Here is a 15,387-nt window from a genome sequence, read left to right on the forward strand (position 1 = left end):
CCCTCGTTCACGAGGGGGAGGAGTCACTGAGACCTCTGCCGATCATGCTCTCGACCGTGTCGGCGAGTACGCCTGTGATGGGTTCGGCCAGCGGACCCGTCTCTGAGGCGGTCAGGCGTGGTGTCTCCAGGGCGAAGCGGACGTCCCAGGAGCGGAGGTTGTAGCGCTTGGCGAGCGTGCGGATGTGTGTGCCCTTGAGGGCATCTTGGGCGATGCTGTGAGCCAAGTCCTGGCGCCGGGCGAAGGGGTTCTTCCTGGGGAGGCGCCGGCGTGGTCTGTTCCTGCCGCCCAGGGCGTTGGCGTCAGCGAGGGCGCGTTCGAGTGCTTCGGGCGAGTGGCCTGCGGTGGTGGCGAGGTTTTCGAGAAGCGGCTTGCCGAACCACTGAGGTGGGCCGCAGAGGTAGCAGTGCAGGAAGCTGGGCTTGAGATGGTTGGCGCGAGCCAGGCGCCGGATGTAGGAGTTGGCGGATTCTCCGAGGCAGGGGCGCAATCGGACCGGCAGGGGCGCAAACCGGGGCGGCAGTTCGTTTTTCATCGGCAGGCAGCGGTCTTTGTGGCCAGCGACGCCGCGGTGTGGGCAGAGTGGTCGAGCGGAATGGCCTGGAGGCTCTTCTTGGTGATCTTCTCGGTGCCGGTGAGGATGGCGTCGACTGCGGCTCCGCGGATGGCGTGGGAGAGAGATCCGATCATGCCGCCGGTGTGGTCGTGCAGGAAGCGGTCCAGGCCGGTGAGGGTGCCAGGGCGGTGTTCGTGCAGCCGCAGGGTGTCTTCCATGGTGGCGACCAGGCCCTTCCACTCAGTGCTGTAGGGGAAGGCGCGGGAGGGGATCAGGGTGAAGCGGCCGGCAATCTGAGCGCCGCGTGTCCCGGACAGCAGCCCGGATTCGTCGATATCGATGCCGGCATAGACGAAGGTGGCGGGCAGGCGTTCGGAGAAGTACTTGAGGGCGTCGGCGACTTCGGCGCCATGGCGGCTGGTGAGCGAGATGTTGTGGAGTTCGTCGACCAGCACCATCCCGGTGCGGGTGTCGGTGCAGACACCGACGACGGCCTCGATGATGTCCGTCATGTTCGAGCGGGCCCGCACCGGCAGGCCCAGGAAGCGGGCGAACTCGGTCGCGATCATGCGGGCGGTCGCGGCGGGCGGGACGGTGACATAGACGACCGGGATCCGGTCTGTGGCATGGGGGTGCCGGGCCCGGTCCAGGAGTTCATGGGAGCGCCCCAACTGCGTGATGGCGATGGTCTTACCAGTTCCCGCCGGGCCGGAAACGATCAGCCCGCGACGGGCGCTGATCGCGTGCCGTTTCAGCAGCACCAGACGGCGGCCGCAGATCACCGTCCGCTCGACGAACGAGGTGGCGACCGTGAGCATCCGAGCGTGATGGTCAAGGCGGGACTCGTCATAGAGATCCCGCTCGGCTGGGTTCATCTGCTGCCAAGCACTGCGCGGCGCCAAGACCGGGGGAGCGGGTGGGCCGTTGATGAACCTGCGCCATCCAGTCAACGTGTTCAGCTGCCGGTCGGTCTCGGCGTCGGTCCCCTGCAGAGCGGTGCGTCGGGCCGCCGGTTTGGAGATGGTCACGTGCGCCTCCAAGGATCAGCCAGCGGGTCAAACAGACCCAGCGGGATGACCTCTGCCAGTGCGGAGTCCGCCGTGTCCTCGTCCATGGGCTCGTTCTCGGCCGGTGGCTCAGGGATCTCCCGGCTTGGGGCGGTCGCTCGGGTACGGGCTGCGACCCGGCGGTCCTTCCTCGACCGTTGGGCCGGAGCGCGCTCCTCGCCGACAGGGCCGTTGTGGGCGCGCGTGAGCAGGGCGGCTGCCGCTTCCGCGATCCGGGTTTCGCTGCCGTTCGGATTCTGCTGGCGGGCGTGGTCCCAGGCCATTTCGCCGAACGGGACGCCGATGCGGTGCAGGTGCCGCCAGAACACGGTGATCCACTGGTCCCTCTCGCCGCGGCGGTCGCGTACCCAGATCCGCGAGATGTCGTAGGGGTCGTAGTGGACCTCCCACAAGCCCTTCCTCTCCGCGATTCCGGAGTGCTGACGGCGCAGCGGGTTCAACTCCGGGCTGTCGTAGGTGCGGTGCTTGATCCGGATGCCGTAGGCATTGATCGCGTGCCACCGCTCCGGCAGCAACTCGACGTAGTCCTCACCGCTCAACGGGGCCGGAACGTAGCCGCGCGACTCCAGCAGCATCGCGTACTTCTCGTTCGGCGAGAACATCCGCTTCGGCGCGCAGGGATCGCGCAGCGCGTCGTGCGGCCGGTTCTGCCAGACCGTGACGATCCACTCGTCCAGCAGGTCCTGCAGCTCGGGCAAGGACCACAGCGGTCCGTCCTCCACATGCCGGCCACGACGGTCGACCGAGCGGCCGGTGTACCCCGCGACGAACTGCGCGAACAGCGTTGCCACCGATCCCAGCGTCTTCTCGATCACGCCCTTCTCGAAGGGTGACGCCTTGTGCGTCGGCTGCAGCGAGACGCCCAAGAAGCGGCAGGAGGCACGGAAGTTGTGCGAGATGAACACCTTTCCGTGATCGCAGACGATCGTCTCTGGAACGATCACCGGCCGCGCCGCCGCCTGCTCCAACCTCTCGTCCAGGGCCAGCAGCCGCCGGTGCGGCAGGACCGACCGGGACATCCGCAGCGCCTGTGGCCAGCCCGGCCGCATCGTCTCCGGTGTGATGCTGCGGGCCAGGAGGGCGGAGGCGTCGGCCGCCTTCGTCGTAGGACGCAGCACTGCCGCCGTGATCGACCTGGACGCGATGTCGACCAGCGCGGTCAACTCGACCTTCTCCGCGATGCCGTCATCCAGCCGTACCAAAACGTCCAACGGAGTGGAGTCGATCTGCATCAGCTCGCCCGGCGCGACAGCCGGAACTTCACCGAACGGGCCGGCCGGACGCGCCTGCAACGAGCGGCGTGCCCTCGCCGAACCGGTCGCGTGCGTGCCGACCGCCAACTTGTCGAACAGCCGATAAAGCGTGCGCTCCGTGGGCAATTCGATGGCGTCGGCGTCCTCGCGGGACGCCAGGATCTCCTTCGTCCGCCAGATGGTGAACCGGACCGTCCTCGAGGAAGCATCGGTTGTCTCGGCGATCGCCCTCCTCATTGCCTCGACCACCAACGGGGAAATCTGGCCGAAGTCCGGCAGCTTCTTGGCCGACCGGCCGACCGGCCGACCGGCCGTCCGCCAGCCCGACCAGCCCCTCGCGCTGATAACGCTGGCGCCGCTGCTTGATTCCACTGGCCGTCATCCGATGGCCCGCTGCTGTCAGCTCGGCGGCCTTCGCCCGCTCCCGCTCGGCCAGGCAACGTTGCCGAGGGTCGAACTCCGGTCGCGGCACTGCCCCGTGGGGAGCATCCGGCGGCAATCCGTGCAGCACCTCCAGGATGTGTCCTTCCCACCAACGGGCCTGTTCAGCAGCCTTCTTAGGGAACTCCGCGATCCGCGCCGTCGGCGGGACCCGACGCTTCTCGCTCGTCATCCGGCAACAGGGCCTGCTGATCGCGCTCCTCGAAGAACGCGACATCGGCAGCAATCTGGCCCAAGCGCAGCCTCCTGCCGGCGGCTTCGTCCAGGCACTGCGCGACCTGGTGCGCCGCAACTCGGCAGACCCCGGCATGGTCCGCCTGTTCGCCACCCTCGCAGCGGAATCCACTGACAGCGATCACCCGGCGCACTCGTTCTTCCAGGAGCGGTACGCCATGGTCCGCAACGCCGCCACGGCCGGAGTGGAGAACGAGCGTCACAGGGGCATCCTGCCCCCCGGCCCGGATCCTGCGCACATCGCAGCCAGCCTGCTCGCCGTCATGGACGGCCTGCAGACACAGTGGCTGCTGGACGACGCCTTCGACATGGTGGCGGCGTTCGACGCTCACCTGCGGGCCATCGGTGCCCGCATCGACGAGCGGTGATCGGAGAAGGATCTTTCACTGCCTGGCACAGCACGCCGAAGAACTCCGCGCCCGAAAGGGTCAGTTATCGCTCAGCAGGTCTCGGGCAACTTCGACGTCTGTGATCAGGATGTTGATCCATCCACCGCGTGCCGCTCCCCGGATCGCAGCCGCCTTGTCCATGCCCCCGGCGACTCCGATGCGGCGATCCACCGCTCGCAGCTGGTCGGGGTCGATGCCGATGAGACGGTCGTTGAAGGGTGCGTCGACGGGGTTGCCCTCCGCGTCGAAATAGCGGGCACAGACGTCACCGACGGCACCGAGCTCCTTGAGCTGTTGCTGATCCTGTGCGGTGATGGCGTTGCCGGAGCGGCGCAGCAGCGGTGAGGGGTCGAGGCTGCCGATGCCCAGAAGCGCCAGCGTGAGATGAGACCACGTCTTTGTGACCTGCAGCATCGCAGGTTCCTGGGACAGCAGGTCGCGTAGCTCACGGCTGCCGACCAGAGCCGCGGACGGTGCGAACACCGGGCGCGCTCCGGTGAGTTCGGCCAGGCGGCTGGTCAGGCGGGTCGCGTGGAGTTGCACCTCCGGGCTGCCGGAGCCGCCGATCAGCTGCACGACTTCCTGTGCGACAGATGACGTCTTGGCCCGCATGACCTTGACGGCTTCGAGCAGGGTGGCACTCCAGGAGGAGACACCGATGACGTCTCCGCCTTTGAGCGTCGCGTCGAGGTACGTGGCGGTCGCTGCCGCGAGCGCAGGAATGACCTCCACGCCGGTGCCCTCCACTTCGACGACGACGGCGTCACGCAAGCCGTAGCGCGCGACCAAGGCGTCTTCGAGCTCGGCATGTACGCCTTCGGGCGAGACGACCACGGTGCGCACCACTCCGCGGTCGACGGCTTCCTTCAGGAGCCGCGACACACGCGCCTGGGACAAGTTGAGATGTGCTGCGATCTCGGGCTGGCGCACTCCGCGCTCGTGATACATGCGGGCCACCTTGACCAGCAGCCGCATGTGGTCATCGCTGGGAGTGGAGGACCCTGCCGCGACCATGGCTCCATCCTCGCTTGTCCGGGCGGCCAGGCCGCCGGCCGGGCTGCGTGTCTACGCCGAGGAACATCCTATCGGCGGGGCTTCATGTATACCGACTGCATCTTCTGCAGAGCCGCAACCGAGGAACTGACCAGCCCGTACTGCTGGTCCCCATCGCCTTCATAGCCGCGGACCATCCAGACCTCACCGCTGTCGATCAGCAGCCAGTACGTGATGACGCCGTCCTCGAACGCACCGAGGAACGCTGGCCGCCCCCGATGGAAGGTCGGGGACATCCAGCTCGCGGCCCGAGTCCCGCACGAACATGCGATTGCGGTCGACCGGCAACCCCGTCACGCAGCCGACCGCGGACGCGGTGGTGTCAGTGGGTGATGACGACCTTGCCGAAGTGAGCGCCGCTGTCTGTGTTCGTCTTGTGTGTTCGCGGCGTACCAGCGCTGCCCGCTCTCGTGTCGTTGCGTGCACGAGAGCGGCGTCGGGTGGCTCAGCGGTGGGCGGCGCGGTTCATCTCGACGACGTCGTCGACAGTGGGGTTGGCCGGGAGGGCGGCGAAGCGTTCCGGGAGGCTGTCGCGGATGGCCGCGTCCTTGACGCGGTCGGCCGCGGCCAGGGCCGCCGGCAGCTCGTCGAGGGTCAACTCGGTGCAGTAGGCGGGGCCGTTGGGCTGCTGACGCCAGGAGTCGGCCAGTGTGCCGGCGTCGTACGGGTCGAAGCCGGTGTCGTCCACCAGGCTCATGGCCACCTTTCGCGCCTCGTCGGAGTCACCGGCGACCGGGATGGCGATACGGCCGGGGGTCCCCGCCGGGACGCCCTTCGTGCGTTGGGTCTCGGCCAGCGCGGCGTTCCACGCCTTGATGACGGGGCGGCCGAGCAGCTCCGCGGTGTACACGCTCTCCACCTGGCCGTTGTCCACCGCCTGGATCGGCTCGCTGAGCATGCCCGGGTAGTAGTTCGAGGTGTCGATGACCACGGTCCTGTCGGGCACCGATGCGAACAGGTCTGCCAGCTGGCCCGCCACGCCGAACGGGATCGACAAGACGACCACGTCCCTGCCCTGGACCGACTCCTCCAGGGCTACTGCGCGGGCCCCGGACTCCAGCACCTCCGCCCGGACGGCCTCGGGGCCGCGGGCATCGGCCACCAGCACCTCGTGACCGGCCGTGCTGAGCTTGGAGGCGAGGTTCCCGCCGATGGCGCCGGCGCCTATAACAGTTATTTTCACGACTTGTCCTTTGCTGGGTTGTGCTGCGCCACCGGTAAAGGTGGCGTCATGTGATGACTGGGCGTGATCGAGCCGCCGGGCGTGGCGGGGCCGGACCGGATTGTGCGGCGGTTACGCCTGGGCGTCTCGCTCGCTGTAGCCGCTCGCGATCAGTGCGCGAAGTCGGCCGAGCGACTCCTCGTCGGTGCCGTTGCCCTTGATCCAGGCAAGGGAACAGGCCGCGAGGAACAGGTCGTACCCCTGCACCGATGCCCGCACGTGCCCCGCGTGCTGCGCCGCTCGCACGTACTGGTCGGTGGCGGTGATGAGGATGTCGCAGGGAATCGTGAGCGGGCTGTCCGGCTCCTGCGCCCGGGCCGCGGCCATGAGCGGTTCCGGAAGGCCGCTGTAGGCGCTGAAGTACTCCTCCATCGCCCGCAGCCACTGCTCCAACGCCTCGGCCGGGTCGCCGAGTTGCTCGATGTCTGCCTGGCGGGCGACGAGTTCCTCGGAGCGGGTCTGCAGCACGGCAGCGAGCAGTGCTTCCCGGGTGGGGAAGTGCCGGTAGAGGGTGCCGGGCCCAACCCCCGCCTCCTTGGCCACCGCTTCCAAGGAGGTGCCGACCCCGTGCCGCAGGAAGTGCCGCTGCGCGGTCTCGAGGAGGGTCGCGCGGTTGCGCTGGACGTCCGCGCGGGGCTTGCGCCCCTGGCGTCCGCTGATGACCATGCGTCCTCCTGTCCACGGTGAGTACGTGCACGCATTAAAACGGATGCTGCCTCCGTATGTCTTCGAGCGTAAAACGGAGACTCCCTCCGGTCAAACCGGAGAGCGGTCCACGGGGCGCTTGCTGCTCGACGGGTCGAGTTCGGTGGCCCTGCGCGGCTCGGTCACTGTTCCCCTTCGGGAACCGGACGGTTGTCCACGTGGCCCCATTCGCTCCCCGGCCGCCCGACACCGGGAAACCGACGCGTTGCCCCGGGTAGAGGAATGCGCATCCTTTGCATCCCCCTGTCTCGGGGCTCGGACGGGTTGCTCCCTGGCTGTAACGCTGATGAAACGGGTGCAGCCGAACCTCAGGCATCGACCACGCCTGAGGAGGTACTGATGGAGGACGGCGACGCCGGGCTGTTGTATGTGACTGCTCCCGATGGGGCGACGATCGCGGCCGAGGTCATCGTTCCCGCGCGGCCGGCGGTGGCGACGCTACTGCTCGTCCCGGGTCTGGGTTACGGGCCGTGGAGTTGGGCACCACAGCGAGCGGAGTTCGCTGTCGGTTACCAGTTGGTGTTGCTCCACAACCGCGGTACCGGGCCATTCGACGCACCGACCGGTCCGTATTCCATCGACCTTGGCTGATGACGCGGCGGCCGTGTTGCGCTCGCTGGGCTCCCCACCAACCCACGTGATGGGTACTTCGATGGGGGATACGTCTCGCTGCAGTTGGCAGCCGCGCATCCTGACCTGGTGGCGTCGGTGGTCGTGATCGCCAGTTCGCCAGGCGGTCCCGGTGCGCTGCCCGTCCCCGAGCAGACGGCCATGCTGTGGCGCGACCACGCGCACCTGCCCAGCGAAGAGTTCGCGCGGCGGACCATGCCGAACTCCTTCGCTCCCGGCTGGACCGAAGCGCATTCCCGGGAGTATGCGGAGTTGCTGGGCGCCCGCATGGCGTCACCCGTGTCGCCGGAAGCCTGGGCGGCGCAGTCGGCGGCGTGCGAGGAGTTCCTCACCCACGGTCTGCGGGGTGTGGGACCTCACCAGCCGGTGACCGGCATTCACGGCACCGCCGATGGCGTCGTGCCGTTCGAGAACCTCGCCGAGCTCGGCCGTCAGCTCCCGCAGGCGCAGAGGATCGCCCTCCGCGGCGCTGGTCATCTGTGCTGGGTGGGTGGTGATCTGGCGGAGCCGGTCGATGTCGGCGCGCCCGCCTTACGTCATGGCGACGACGACCTTGCCGGCCTTCGCCCGGCCCTTTTCGACGTACTCCATGGCCTGGAGGGTTTCGTCGAACGGGAAGACGCGGTCGACGAGGGGGCGGATCTTCCCGGTGTCGATGAGGGGGGTGAGTTCGCGCAGTTGGTCGCCGCTGGCCTTCATGAACAGGAAGGAGTACGTCACGCCAAGGCGCTTGGCCTGGCGTCGGGTCTTGGAACTGAGCGCGGTCATGGCCAGGCGGAGGACCGGGTTCGTGCCGAGTTCGCGGGCGAAGTCGGGGTCGGGCGGGCCCGCGACGCTGATAGCCATGCCGCCGGGCTTGAGCACGCGCAGGGATTTGGCGAGGTTTTCGCCGCCGAGGCTGTCGAGGACGACGTCGTAGCCGTCGAGGATCTCCTCGAAGTCCTGCGTGCGGTAGTCGACGACGACGTCCGCGCCGAGGTCCTTGACCAGGTCGACCTTGGCGGTGCTCACGGTGGTGGCCACGTGCGCGCCCAGCGCCTTGGCCAGCTGGACGGCGATGGAGCCGAGGCCGCCGGCGCCCGCGTGGATGAGGACCTTCTGACCCGGCTGTACGCGCGCCCGCTCGACCAGCGCCTGCCATGCGGTCAGGGCGACCAGGGGCAGGGAGGCGGCCTCGGTCATGGTGAGGATGGCGGGTTTGGGTGCCAGGTCGTCCTGGTGGACGGCGAGGAGTTCGGCGAAGGTGCCGATGCGGTCCTTGTCGGGCCGGGCGTAGACCTCGTCACCCACCGCGAAGCGGGTGACGGAGGACCCGACCTGCAGGACCTCTCCGGCGAGGTCGTTGCCCAGGACGAGGGGGAGACGGTAGGGCATGAACGCCTTGAAGTCCCCGTTGCGGATCCTGAGGTCCAGCGGGTTGACGCCCGCCGCGTGGATCTTCACCAGGACGTCGTCGGCACCTACCTGCGGGTCGGCTACCTCGGCGGTGCGCATGGTGGTCGCGTCACCGTACTTCTCGACCATGAAAGCCCTCATCGTCGTCTCCGTTCCGTGTCCCGTCCATGAGGGCGGGGTCTCCGCTCGCCCCAGGCTTCCGCCAGTACGAGATAGTTTGTGTTGTTTTCCTGGATGCGACGCGGGCGCACTGCGTCCTCAGCCGCGTTCACCCATCAGGCCACCGGCACGACCGGGGCAGTGATCCGGTCGGCGGCGCCTCCCTGGAGGCGGTCCAGGGAGGCGCCGATCCCCTCGTGGGGAACGCCGAGCGGCACCGCGCTGACCTCGGCCAGTCGGGCGTACTGCTCATCGGTCAGCTAGACGTCGAGGGCGCCGAGGTAGCTGTCGAGCTGGGAGAGGCTGCGCGGGCCGATGATCGGGACGAGCGTGGCCACGGAACGGGCGGCGCGCTCGCGCACCCAGGCCACCGCCACCTGGGCGGGCGTCACGCCGGTCTCCTCGGAGATCGCCAGGACGGTGTCGACGACGGCGGTCTTCTGGCCGGTGCTCTCGGTGTGGATGACCATGCCCAGGTCACTCAGGCGCCCCTCGGCGGAGCTGCGGTACTTACCGGTGAGCAGCCCGCCACCGAGCGGGGACCACAGGGCGGCGCCCAGTCCGAGGCTCTCGGCCATGGGCAGGAGTTCGCGGTCGGCGGTGCGCTCGACGAGGCTGTACTCGTCTCGGCGCCGGCGCCCCAGCCGGTGCCGAAGTTCGCGGTGCCGAGCGCGTACTCGGACACGTGCAGTCCGGTCCGGTGTCCGAAGGTGCATGAGATGTCCTTGCATGAGGGGTGGGAAGGCGGCCGCGCCGGGGTGGAGGGTGAGCGTCAGCCCGCGTTCGGCGGGGGTGTCGCAGACAGGCTCTGCTTGACGTACCGGCTGGTCTCGTCGGCGAGGATCTCGGGCAGGCCGGTCTCGATGCCGTCAAGGGCCTGGGCCGCGACGTCGGCGGCGGCGACCTTCTGATCGGCAGGCACGCCTGCGGCCATGTCGGTGTCCATGTAACCGACGTGCAGCGCCGAGACGTTGATCCCGCGCGGTGCCAGCTCCTCACGGGTCGCGTCGCTCAGCGCCCAAGCGGCGGCCTTGGAGGCCGCGTAGGAGCCGAGGCCGGCCGGGTGGAACCAGGACAGGGCGGACAGGACGTTGAGTACGGAGCCGCCGCCGTTGCTCTCGATGACGGGGGCGAAGGCCCGGGTGGCGGCGAGCGGGCCGAAGAAGTTGGTCTCCATCTCGCGACGTACCTCGTCCAGGTCGCCTCCGATCAGCGTCGCGCCGGTGGAGATGCCCGCGTTGTTGATCAGCAGCGTCGCATCGGAAGCGATGCGGGCGGCCTCCCGTATCGACGCCTCGTCCGTGACGTCCAGCCGCAGTGGGATGACACCCGGCACGTCGATCGTCTCGGGGCGTCGAGCCGCGCCGTACACCTTCACCCCGCGCTCCACGAGCTGGGCGGACAAGTGCCGCCCGAGCCCCCGGTTGGCGCCGGTGACCACTGCGACCGCGTTCTTCAGTTCCATGTCTGCTCCTGGTCCTGGCGGGGGCCGTCGGGCCACCCATATAAATTAGATTGCGCAACCAATCTAAACACCGAGTTACGATAGATGCCAGTCGACATCCAAATGGGAGGTGGCCATGGGCCGCGTATCGCAGGCGCATGCGGAGGAAAATCGCAGGCGGGTGGTGGACACCGCCTCCCGGCTGTTCCGCGAGCAGGGCACCCACGTGAGCGTTGTCGACCTCATGAAGGCGGCCGGTCTGACCCACGGCGCCTTCTATAAGCAGTTCGCCTCCAAGGAGGCGCTCGTCGACGAGGCGACCGCCCACGCCTTCGCCGAGCTCGCCCGGCGCCATGCGGCCGGGCTTGAGCGGTACGACGGGCAGAGGGATACCGCTCAGCGGGCCCTGATCGACGCCTACCTCTCCGTCGAGCACCGTGACGACCCGGCGGGCGGCTGCCCGGTCGCAGCCCTCGCCGTCGACGTCGCACGCGGGGGCGAGGGTCGCGAGGCCCGCCGCGCCTACACCGAGGGGGTGGCCGACTTTGCCGCGTTCCTCGCCCCGGTCGGGGCCGCCGGTGGGGGCGAGGACGGCATCGCCCGGCTGTGCACCTTGTTCGGCGCGCTGGTCCTGTCCCGGGCCACCAAGGGCTCCCCGCTCTCCGAGGAGATCCTCACCGCCGCGCACGCGGCCCTGACGGAAGCCCGCTGACCGGGGTCGGGGCCCCGGACACCGCGCGGCGTGTGCGCGCCGGTCGCACCCACCGTCGAACATCGCGGGCACCCCGGCGAGGGGCCGTGATTGCCCCCGGTCGGCCGTAGCGCTGTCGGCCGGGGCGTCGCCGGCGTCAGCGCGGCAGTACGACCGCCGGCTGGTCTCGGAGGCTCCCCGGTTCTCCCTGGCCGCGCGGTCGCCTCCGCGGACCCTCCTTGCTCCGCGCAGGCTCGGTGGCGTAGCCCCTCCACGAGGGCCATGGCCGCCGAGCACGGGTCGGCGCGTCGTCCGCGACGGGCCCAGCTCGGCGGCGTGGTGCGGAAGTGAGCAGCCGTCGAGGCATGGGTGAGCCGGGCCGCTGCGACGTTCAGATCTGGGCGGTGCGGAAGGCGGCGGGCGCGGTTCCGGTGTGCTGCCGGAAGTAGGCGGAGAAGTTCGCGGCGTCGGCGAAGCCGAGGTGGGTGCCGATGCGCCAGGCCGGCAGGTCCGTGTGGGCCAGCAGGCGCTTGGCTTCCAGGATCACCCGCGCGTCGATGAACTCCTTGGCGGTCTGCCCGGTGGCGGTCTTGACGGTGCTTGCGACCGTGCGGCGCGAGTAGCCCAGCGTGTGGGCGTAAGCGCTCACCGAGCGGGTGCGGGTGAAATCACGCTCCACCGCTTTTCGGAACTGGGCGAAGAGCGGCGACACGGGGGAGGGCGGTCTCGAGGCGATCGACGCGCTGCCGATGCGCAGCACGAAGGCGGCCAGGCAGTGGCGCACCAGTGTGACGGCCCGGTCGGGCGGCGTGGTGAGGGCGGCTTCGTACTCGGCCTGTAGATGCGCCAGGGCCAGGTTGACCAGAGGCCGTTCGATGGTGGTGGGGTGCAGGACTGCGAGGGAGTCCCAGACGTCCAGTCCTGCGGCGGAGGCGGTCCTGGGATCGAGGAAGCCGGGCTCGATGATCACGGTGGTGGCGTCACAGCGGGCCGGGTCGGTGACGAAGCGGTGCACCTGGCCGGGGCGGACCCACAGCACGTCGTCCGGGCCAAGGGTGTGGTCGGCGAAGTCGACCATGTGGCGCACCGCGCCCCGGTGGGGGAGGAGGAGCAGGTGGAAGGCGATGCGGTGTGCGCGAGTCACGTCCCGTCGTGTCTCGATGGCGGGGATGTCGCGCACCCGCTCGACGCGGACGCCGTGCACCGGTCCCGGGGCGGCAGGTAGCCGGCGGTGTCGACGGCATGCTGGTCGGGAGGGCTTCCCATTTTCACCACATCCCGTCCCGCGACGACGCGGCTGCGGTCGGCGACCGCAGCGGCGAGCTGCACACCGGCATCCTCACCCCCGAACCCGCCTGACCGCGCTCCACCCCACCCCCCCACTGACCGAAGGAACACCCCCGTATGAGCACCCTCGATTTCACCGTCTTCGACCTCGACTTCCCGGCCGGCTCCAAGAACAAGACCGCCACCCTCGTCACCGGCGAGCGCATCCACGGCCCCGGCCGACGTGGTACGCCGCCAGTACCTGGCCTCAGCAGCAGGCCACCTGGAAGCCCTGCGCGCCACCCTCGCCCCCGACGCGGAGTGGACCGAAATGGCCGGCTTCCCCCTCGCCGGCACCTACCGCACCCCCAAGGGCATCACCTCCAGCGTGATGGAGAAGCTCGGTAAGGACTGGGACGACTGGACCGCCCACGACGACACCTACGTCGTCGACGGCGAGAACATCGTCGTCCTGGCGCGCTACACCGCCACCAACAAGGCCACCGGAAAACCCATCGACGTGCGCGTCGCCCACCACTTCACCGTCCGCGGCGGACTGATCGTGCGCTTCGAGCAGTTCGTCGACACCGCGCTTGTCCGCGAGGCCATGACTGGCCAGGTACGCGAGAACTCGCGGACGTAGCCCGGGCGCCGACCACCGCGCCGCAACCCAGTGCCCGGCCTGCGGTTGCCGGTGGGTCTCGTTGTCTTCGGTCCCGTTCGGTCGAGCACGGAATGCGGCGTGCCATGTGCGGGACTGCCAAATTGCGCCCGAAGGAGCGAGCAGACCCGGAGTCTGTTCGCGCCGGGTGTGAGGGCGGAGCACACTGGCCGCGTCCTTGGAGAGCGGCGTGCAGCTGGAGGGGTACGCGGTGGTGGGCGGAGCGCGTGAGCGGGCTATGCGTGACTGGTCGGGGAATCTGCCGGAGCAGGGCGGCCGGTTCATCGGGCGCAGCGATGAACTCGCCGTACTGGAGCAGATGTTGGCCCCGAAGAAGGCGGCACCGGAGGGTGTGCCACCGCTGGTGACATTGGTGGGGGCGGGCGGGGTCGGCAAGTCACGGCTTGCGCTCGAGGCTGAAGTCGGCGTATCCGGGCGGGGTGCGGCTGGTGGAGCTGTCCCCGCTGCACGCCTGCGGGATGCAGGGGCCGGAGGTGGTGGGCCTGGCCACGATGGCGGCCCTGGGAGTGGCCGATCAGACCACGCGACCGGGCCCCGTGCCGTCCTGATGCCACGGGCGACCTCGGCTGAAACTCCCCAGATTCTCCCCGGGTTCAACCTGGGCCCGCAGCGTGGTCCAGGAGGCTGCGTACACAGGGGGCAGGAAGCCCGAGATTGCACCGTTATGTGAGGGTGATTCCATCGTCTCGATGGCGTCGTGGCAGATGATCTCGGTACCTTCATGTGAAAACTCCCCAGATACTCCCCAGCGTCAACGCCTGGCCACTTGTGAGGTGGCTGGCAACTCCCGGGGCGTACCTCGGGTTTCCGGGCCCTGTCGGCCGTATAGCCTGGGAAAATGCTCACGGAAGTAACTGCGACCCGCTACGTCACACCCCTGCGGGAGGGTGGATCCTTGCCGGGTTTGGTCGAAGCGAGCGATCTGGGCTGCTACGTCATGAAGTTCACCGGCGCCGGACAGGGCCGCAAGACCCTCGTCGCGGAGGTCATCTGCGGGGAACTCGGCCGGCGGCTGGGACTGCGGGTCCCGGAGCTCGTCACCATCCAGCTCGACCCGGTCATCGGGCTCGCGGAGCCGGACCAAGAGGTGCAGGAACTGCTCAAGGCGAGCGGCGGGCTGAATCTCGGAATGGACTATCTGCCCGGTTCGATCGGGTTCGATCCGCTCGCCTATCAGGTGGACCCGGCAGAGGCCGGGAAGATCGTGTGGTTCGATGCGTTGATCAACAATGTCGACCGGTCGTGGCGGAATCCCAACATGCTGGTCTGGCACGGGGACGCCTGGCTCATCGATCACGGTGCCACGATGATCTGGCACCACAACTGGCCGGGTGCGCAGGCCTCCGCGGCCAAGCCGTACAACGCCTCCGACCATGTGCTCGCGCCCTTCGGCCCGGACATCGCCGCCGCAGCCGCCGAGCTCGCCCCGCTCGTCACCGAGCAGCTGCTGACCGAGGTGACCGCCGAGGTGCCCGACGAGTGGCTGGTCGACGAGCCCGGTTTCGACACGACGGATGCGCTGCGCCGCGCCTATGTGGAGCCGCTGCTGGCGCGCGCCGCCACCATCCACGAGCGGATCTCGATGGACGCGCCCACGAGGACGACGCCGTCCCGCGCGCCGGGGTGGCTGACCGAGCGCCTCACTCCGTGGCCGCATCCCACGAAGAAGGACCGTGCCGAGAAGGCGGCGGCGGAGAAGGCGGCGGCCGGGCGTGCCGACGAGGCGCAGAGCAGCAAGGACGACAGTCAGTGAGCAAGCGTGATGTCTTCGAGTACGCGCTGCTGCGCGTCGTTCCCCGGGTCGAGCGCGGTGAGTGCTTCAACGCGGGCGTGCTGGTGTACTGCCGCGCCAAGTCCTTCGTGGCGGCCCGCACCCATCTCGACGAGAGCAAGCTGAGGGCGCTCGACCCGAACGCCGACGTGGTCGGGGTCCGGGCGGCGCTGCGGGCCGTCGAGGGCGTCTGCGGAGGCGGCGACGCGGCAGGCCAGGCCGCCGGTGACGACGCCGGGCGGCGCTTTCGCTGGCTGATCGCCCCACGCTCCACGGTGGTCCAGCCGGGTGCCGTGCACAGCGGCCTCACCGCCGATCCGGAGGCCGAGGTCGAGCGGCTGCTCGACCTGCTGGTGCGCTGATCCGGCCACCGTCGGCGTCGCGCGCGGACCCTGCGGTCGCGGCGCCGTCCGGTGTGACATGTACTGC

18 protein-coding genes and 2 pseudogenes are annotated in these 15,387 nt (G+C 69.2%); 8 read left to right on the forward strand and 12 right to left on the reverse strand.

Annotation, left to right across the window (positions count from 1 at the left end; genetic code table 11):
• Positions 1-7: 7 nt before the first annotated feature.
• Genes OG972_RS34440 through OG972_RS34450 form a run of 3 tightly spaced genes read right to left on the reverse strand, consistent with a single transcriptional unit; the run spans position 8 to position 3,248 of the window.
• Positions 8-535 carry a TniQ family protein gene (locus OG972_RS34440; protein WP_266988241.1) on the reverse strand — a complete coding sequence of 176 codons (528 nt, stop codon included), beginning with the start codon at positions 533-535 and terminating at the stop codon, positions 8-10.
• Complete coding sequence (locus tag OG972_RS34445; RefSeq protein WP_266988243.1) at positions 532-1,584, reverse strand: TniB family NTP-binding protein; 1,053 nt, start codon at positions 1,582-1,584, stop codon at positions 532-534. Before OG972_RS34445 ends, OG972_RS34440 begins: the two co-directional genes overlap by 4 nt.
• Positions 1,581-3,248 carry a Mu transposase C-terminal domain-containing protein gene (locus OG972_RS34450; protein ID WP_266988245.1) on the reverse strand — a complete coding sequence of 556 codons (1,668 nt, stop codon included), beginning with the start codon at positions 3,246-3,248 and terminating at the stop codon, positions 1,581-1,583. The genes OG972_RS34445 and OG972_RS34450 overlap by 4 nt, the downstream gene beginning before the upstream one ends.
• Before the next feature lie 146 nt (positions 3,249-3,394).
• On the opposite strand from OG972_RS34450, the gene OG972_RS34455 reads away from it, so the two are divergent.
• Positions 3,395-3,919, forward strand: coding sequence for a TetR family transcriptional regulator C-terminal domain-containing protein (locus OG972_RS34455; protein ID WP_266988247.1), 525 nt, complete (start codon positions 3,395-3,397; stop codon positions 3,917-3,919).
• Positions 3,920-3,979: 60 nt separating this feature from the next.
• Here OG972_RS34455 and OG972_RS34460 read toward each other — a convergent pair whose 3' ends face one another.
• The 4 genes and pseudogenes from OG972_RS34460 to OG972_RS34475 all read right to left on the reverse strand — a co-directional run bounded on the left by OG972_RS34460 (position 3,980) and on the right by OG972_RS34475 (position 6,881).
• Positions 3,980-4,954: a sugar-binding transcriptional regulator gene (locus OG972_RS34460; RefSeq protein ID WP_266988248.1), complete on the reverse strand. Its 975-nt coding sequence runs from the start codon at positions 4,952-4,954 to the stop codon at positions 3,980-3,982.
• 68 nt (positions 4,955-5,022) lie between these two features.
• Positions 5,023-5,229 (reverse strand): hypothetical protein, encoded by a 207-nt coding sequence (locus OG972_RS34465; RefSeq protein ID WP_266988250.1) that lies wholly within the window; start codon positions 5,227-5,229, stop codon positions 5,023-5,025.
• A 209-nt stretch (positions 5,230-5,438) separates the two neighbouring features.
• A pseudogene (locus tag OG972_RS34470) lies at positions 5,439-6,236 on the reverse strand (NADPH-dependent F420 reductase); the annotation flags it as partial.
• A 51-nt stretch (positions 6,237-6,287) separates the two neighbouring features.
• Complete coding sequence (locus OG972_RS34475) at positions 6,288-6,881, reverse strand: TetR/AcrR family transcriptional regulator (RefSeq protein ID WP_266988252.1); 594 nt, start codon at positions 6,879-6,881, stop codon at positions 6,288-6,290.
• A gap of 378 nt (positions 6,882-7,259) precedes the next feature.
• Between OG972_RS34475 and OG972_RS34480 the strand changes: the two genes are divergently transcribed.
• Positions 7,260-7,511 carry an alpha/beta fold hydrolase gene (locus OG972_RS34480; protein ID WP_266988254.1) on the forward strand — a complete coding sequence of 84 codons (252 nt, stop codon included), beginning with the start codon at positions 7,260-7,262 and terminating at the stop codon, positions 7,509-7,511.
• A 312-nt stretch (positions 7,512-7,823) separates the two neighbouring features.
• On the opposite strand, the gene OG972_RS34485 is transcribed toward OG972_RS34480, so the two are convergent.
• The 4 genes from OG972_RS34485 to OG972_RS34500 all read right to left on the reverse strand — a co-directional run bounded on the left by OG972_RS34485 (position 7,824) and on the right by OG972_RS34500 (position 10,569).
• Complete coding sequence (locus OG972_RS34485) at positions 7,824-8,027, reverse strand: hypothetical protein (RefSeq protein WP_266988256.1); 204 nt, start codon at positions 8,025-8,027, stop codon at positions 7,824-7,826.
• 54 nt (positions 8,028-8,081) lie between these two features.
• Positions 8,082-9,086 carry an NADP-dependent oxidoreductase gene (locus OG972_RS34490; protein WP_266988258.1) on the reverse strand — a complete coding sequence of 335 codons (1,005 nt, stop codon included), beginning with the start codon at positions 9,084-9,086 and terminating at the stop codon, positions 8,082-8,084.
• A gap of 278 nt (positions 9,087-9,364) precedes the next feature.
• Complete coding sequence (locus OG972_RS34495) at positions 9,365-9,820, reverse strand: aldo/keto reductase (RefSeq protein ID WP_266988260.1); 456 nt, start codon at positions 9,818-9,820, stop codon at positions 9,365-9,367.
• 56 nt (positions 9,821-9,876) lie between these two features.
• Positions 9,877-10,569, reverse strand: a complete 693-nt coding sequence (locus tag OG972_RS34500; RefSeq protein ID WP_266988262.1) for an SDR family oxidoreductase — start codon at positions 10,567-10,569, stop codon at positions 9,877-9,879.
• 115 nt (positions 10,570-10,684) lie between these two features.
• Here OG972_RS34500 and OG972_RS34505 point away from each other — a divergent pair, with 115 nt between their 5' ends.
• The gene (locus OG972_RS34505) at positions 10,685-11,260 is read left to right on the forward strand and encodes a TetR/AcrR family transcriptional regulator (protein WP_266988264.1); all 576 of its coding nucleotides are present in this window, start codon (positions 10,685-10,687) and stop codon (positions 11,258-11,260) included.
• A gap of 370 nt (positions 11,261-11,630) precedes the next feature.
• Here OG972_RS34505 and OG972_RS34510 read toward each other — a convergent pair whose 3' ends face one another.
• Positions 11,631-12,443 carry an AraC family transcriptional regulator gene (locus OG972_RS34510; protein ID WP_266988265.1) on the reverse strand — a complete coding sequence of 271 codons (813 nt, stop codon included), beginning with the start codon at positions 12,441-12,443 and terminating at the stop codon, positions 11,631-11,633.
• Positions 12,444-12,643: 200 nt separating this feature from the next.
• Here OG972_RS34510 and OG972_RS49305 point away from each other — a divergent pair.
• The 5 genes and pseudogenes from OG972_RS49305 to OG972_RS34530 all read left to right on the forward strand — a co-directional run.
• Positions 12,644-12,727: pseudogene (locus OG972_RS49305) on the forward strand (MBL fold metallo-hydrolase); the annotation flags it as partial.
• A gap of 22 nt (positions 12,728-12,749) precedes the next feature.
• The gene (locus tag OG972_RS34515) at positions 12,750-13,148 is read left to right on the forward strand and encodes a nuclear transport factor 2 family protein (RefSeq protein ID WP_266988266.1); all 399 of its coding nucleotides are present in this window, start codon (positions 12,750-12,752) and stop codon (positions 13,146-13,148) included.
• A gap of 422 nt (positions 13,149-13,570) precedes the next feature.
• Positions 13,571-13,735 carry a hypothetical protein gene (locus OG972_RS34520; protein WP_266988268.1) on the forward strand — a complete coding sequence of 55 codons (165 nt, stop codon included), beginning with the start codon at positions 13,571-13,573 and terminating at the stop codon, positions 13,733-13,735.
• Positions 13,736-14,025: 290 nt separating this feature from the next.
• Positions 14,026-14,940, forward strand: a complete 915-nt coding sequence (locus tag OG972_RS34525) for a HipA family kinase (RefSeq protein ID WP_266988270.1) — start codon at positions 14,026-14,028, stop codon at positions 14,938-14,940.
• On the forward strand, positions 14,937-15,320 hold the full coding sequence (locus OG972_RS34530; protein WP_266988272.1) for a DUF3037 domain-containing protein: 384 nt from the start codon (positions 14,937-14,939) through the stop codon (positions 15,318-15,320). The genes OG972_RS34525 and OG972_RS34530 overlap by 4 nt, the downstream gene beginning before the upstream one ends.
• The last annotated feature ends 67 nt before the right edge of the window (positions 15,321-15,387 follow it).

The sequence above is a fragment of the Streptomyces sp. NBC_01669 genome (assembly GCF_026339735.1).
Lineage (GTDB): Bacteria > Actinomycetota > Actinomycetes > Streptomycetales > Streptomycetaceae > Streptomyces > Streptomyces yanii.

Excerpts from the sequence above, each read along its gene's own strand:
- OG972_RS34500 (WP_266988262.1), bottom strand. The coding sequence starts at position 10,569 with ATGGAACTGAAGAACGCGGTCGCAGTGGTCACCGGCGCCAACCGGGGG.
- OG972_RS34505 (WP_266988264.1), top strand. The coding sequence starts at position 10,685 with ATGGGCCGCGTATCGCAGGCGCATGCGGAGGAAAATCGCAGGCGGGTG.
- OG972_RS34525 (WP_266988270.1), top strand. The coding sequence starts at position 14,026 with ATGCTCACGGAAGTAACTGCGACCCGCTACGTCACACCCCTGCGGGAG.
- OG972_RS34490 (WP_266988258.1), bottom strand. The coding sequence starts at position 9,086 with ATGAGGGCTTTCATGGTCGAGAAGTACGGTGACGCGACCACCATGCGC.
- OG972_RS34485 (WP_266988256.1), bottom strand. The coding sequence starts at position 8,027 with ATGACCAGCGCCGCGGAGGGCGATCCTCTGCGCCTGCGGGAGCTGACG.
- OG972_RS34440 (WP_266988241.1), bottom strand. The coding sequence starts at position 535 with ATGAAAAACGAACTGCCGCCCCGGTTTGCGCCCCTGCCGGTCCGATTG.
- OG972_RS34495 (WP_266988260.1), bottom strand. The coding sequence starts at position 9,820 with ATGCACCTTCGGACACCGGACCGGACTGCACGTGTCCGAGTACGCGCT.
- OG972_RS34465 (WP_266988250.1), bottom strand. The coding sequence starts at position 5,229 with ATGTCCCCGACCTTCCATCGGGGGCGGCCAGCGTTCCTCGGTGCGTTC.
- OG972_RS34455 (WP_266988247.1), top strand. The coding sequence starts at position 3,395 with ATGTGTCCTTCCCACCAACGGGCCTGTTCAGCAGCCTTCTTAGGGAAC.
- OG972_RS34460 (WP_266988248.1), bottom strand. The coding sequence starts at position 4,954 with ATGGTCGCGGCAGGGTCCTCCACTCCCAGCGATGACCACATGCGGCTG.
- OG972_RS34475 (WP_266988252.1), bottom strand. The coding sequence starts at position 6,881 with ATGGTCATCAGCGGACGCCAGGGGCGCAAGCCCCGCGCGGACGTCCAG.
- OG972_RS34480 (WP_266988254.1), top strand. The coding sequence starts at position 7,260 with ATGGAGGACGGCGACGCCGGGCTGTTGTATGTGACTGCTCCCGATGGG.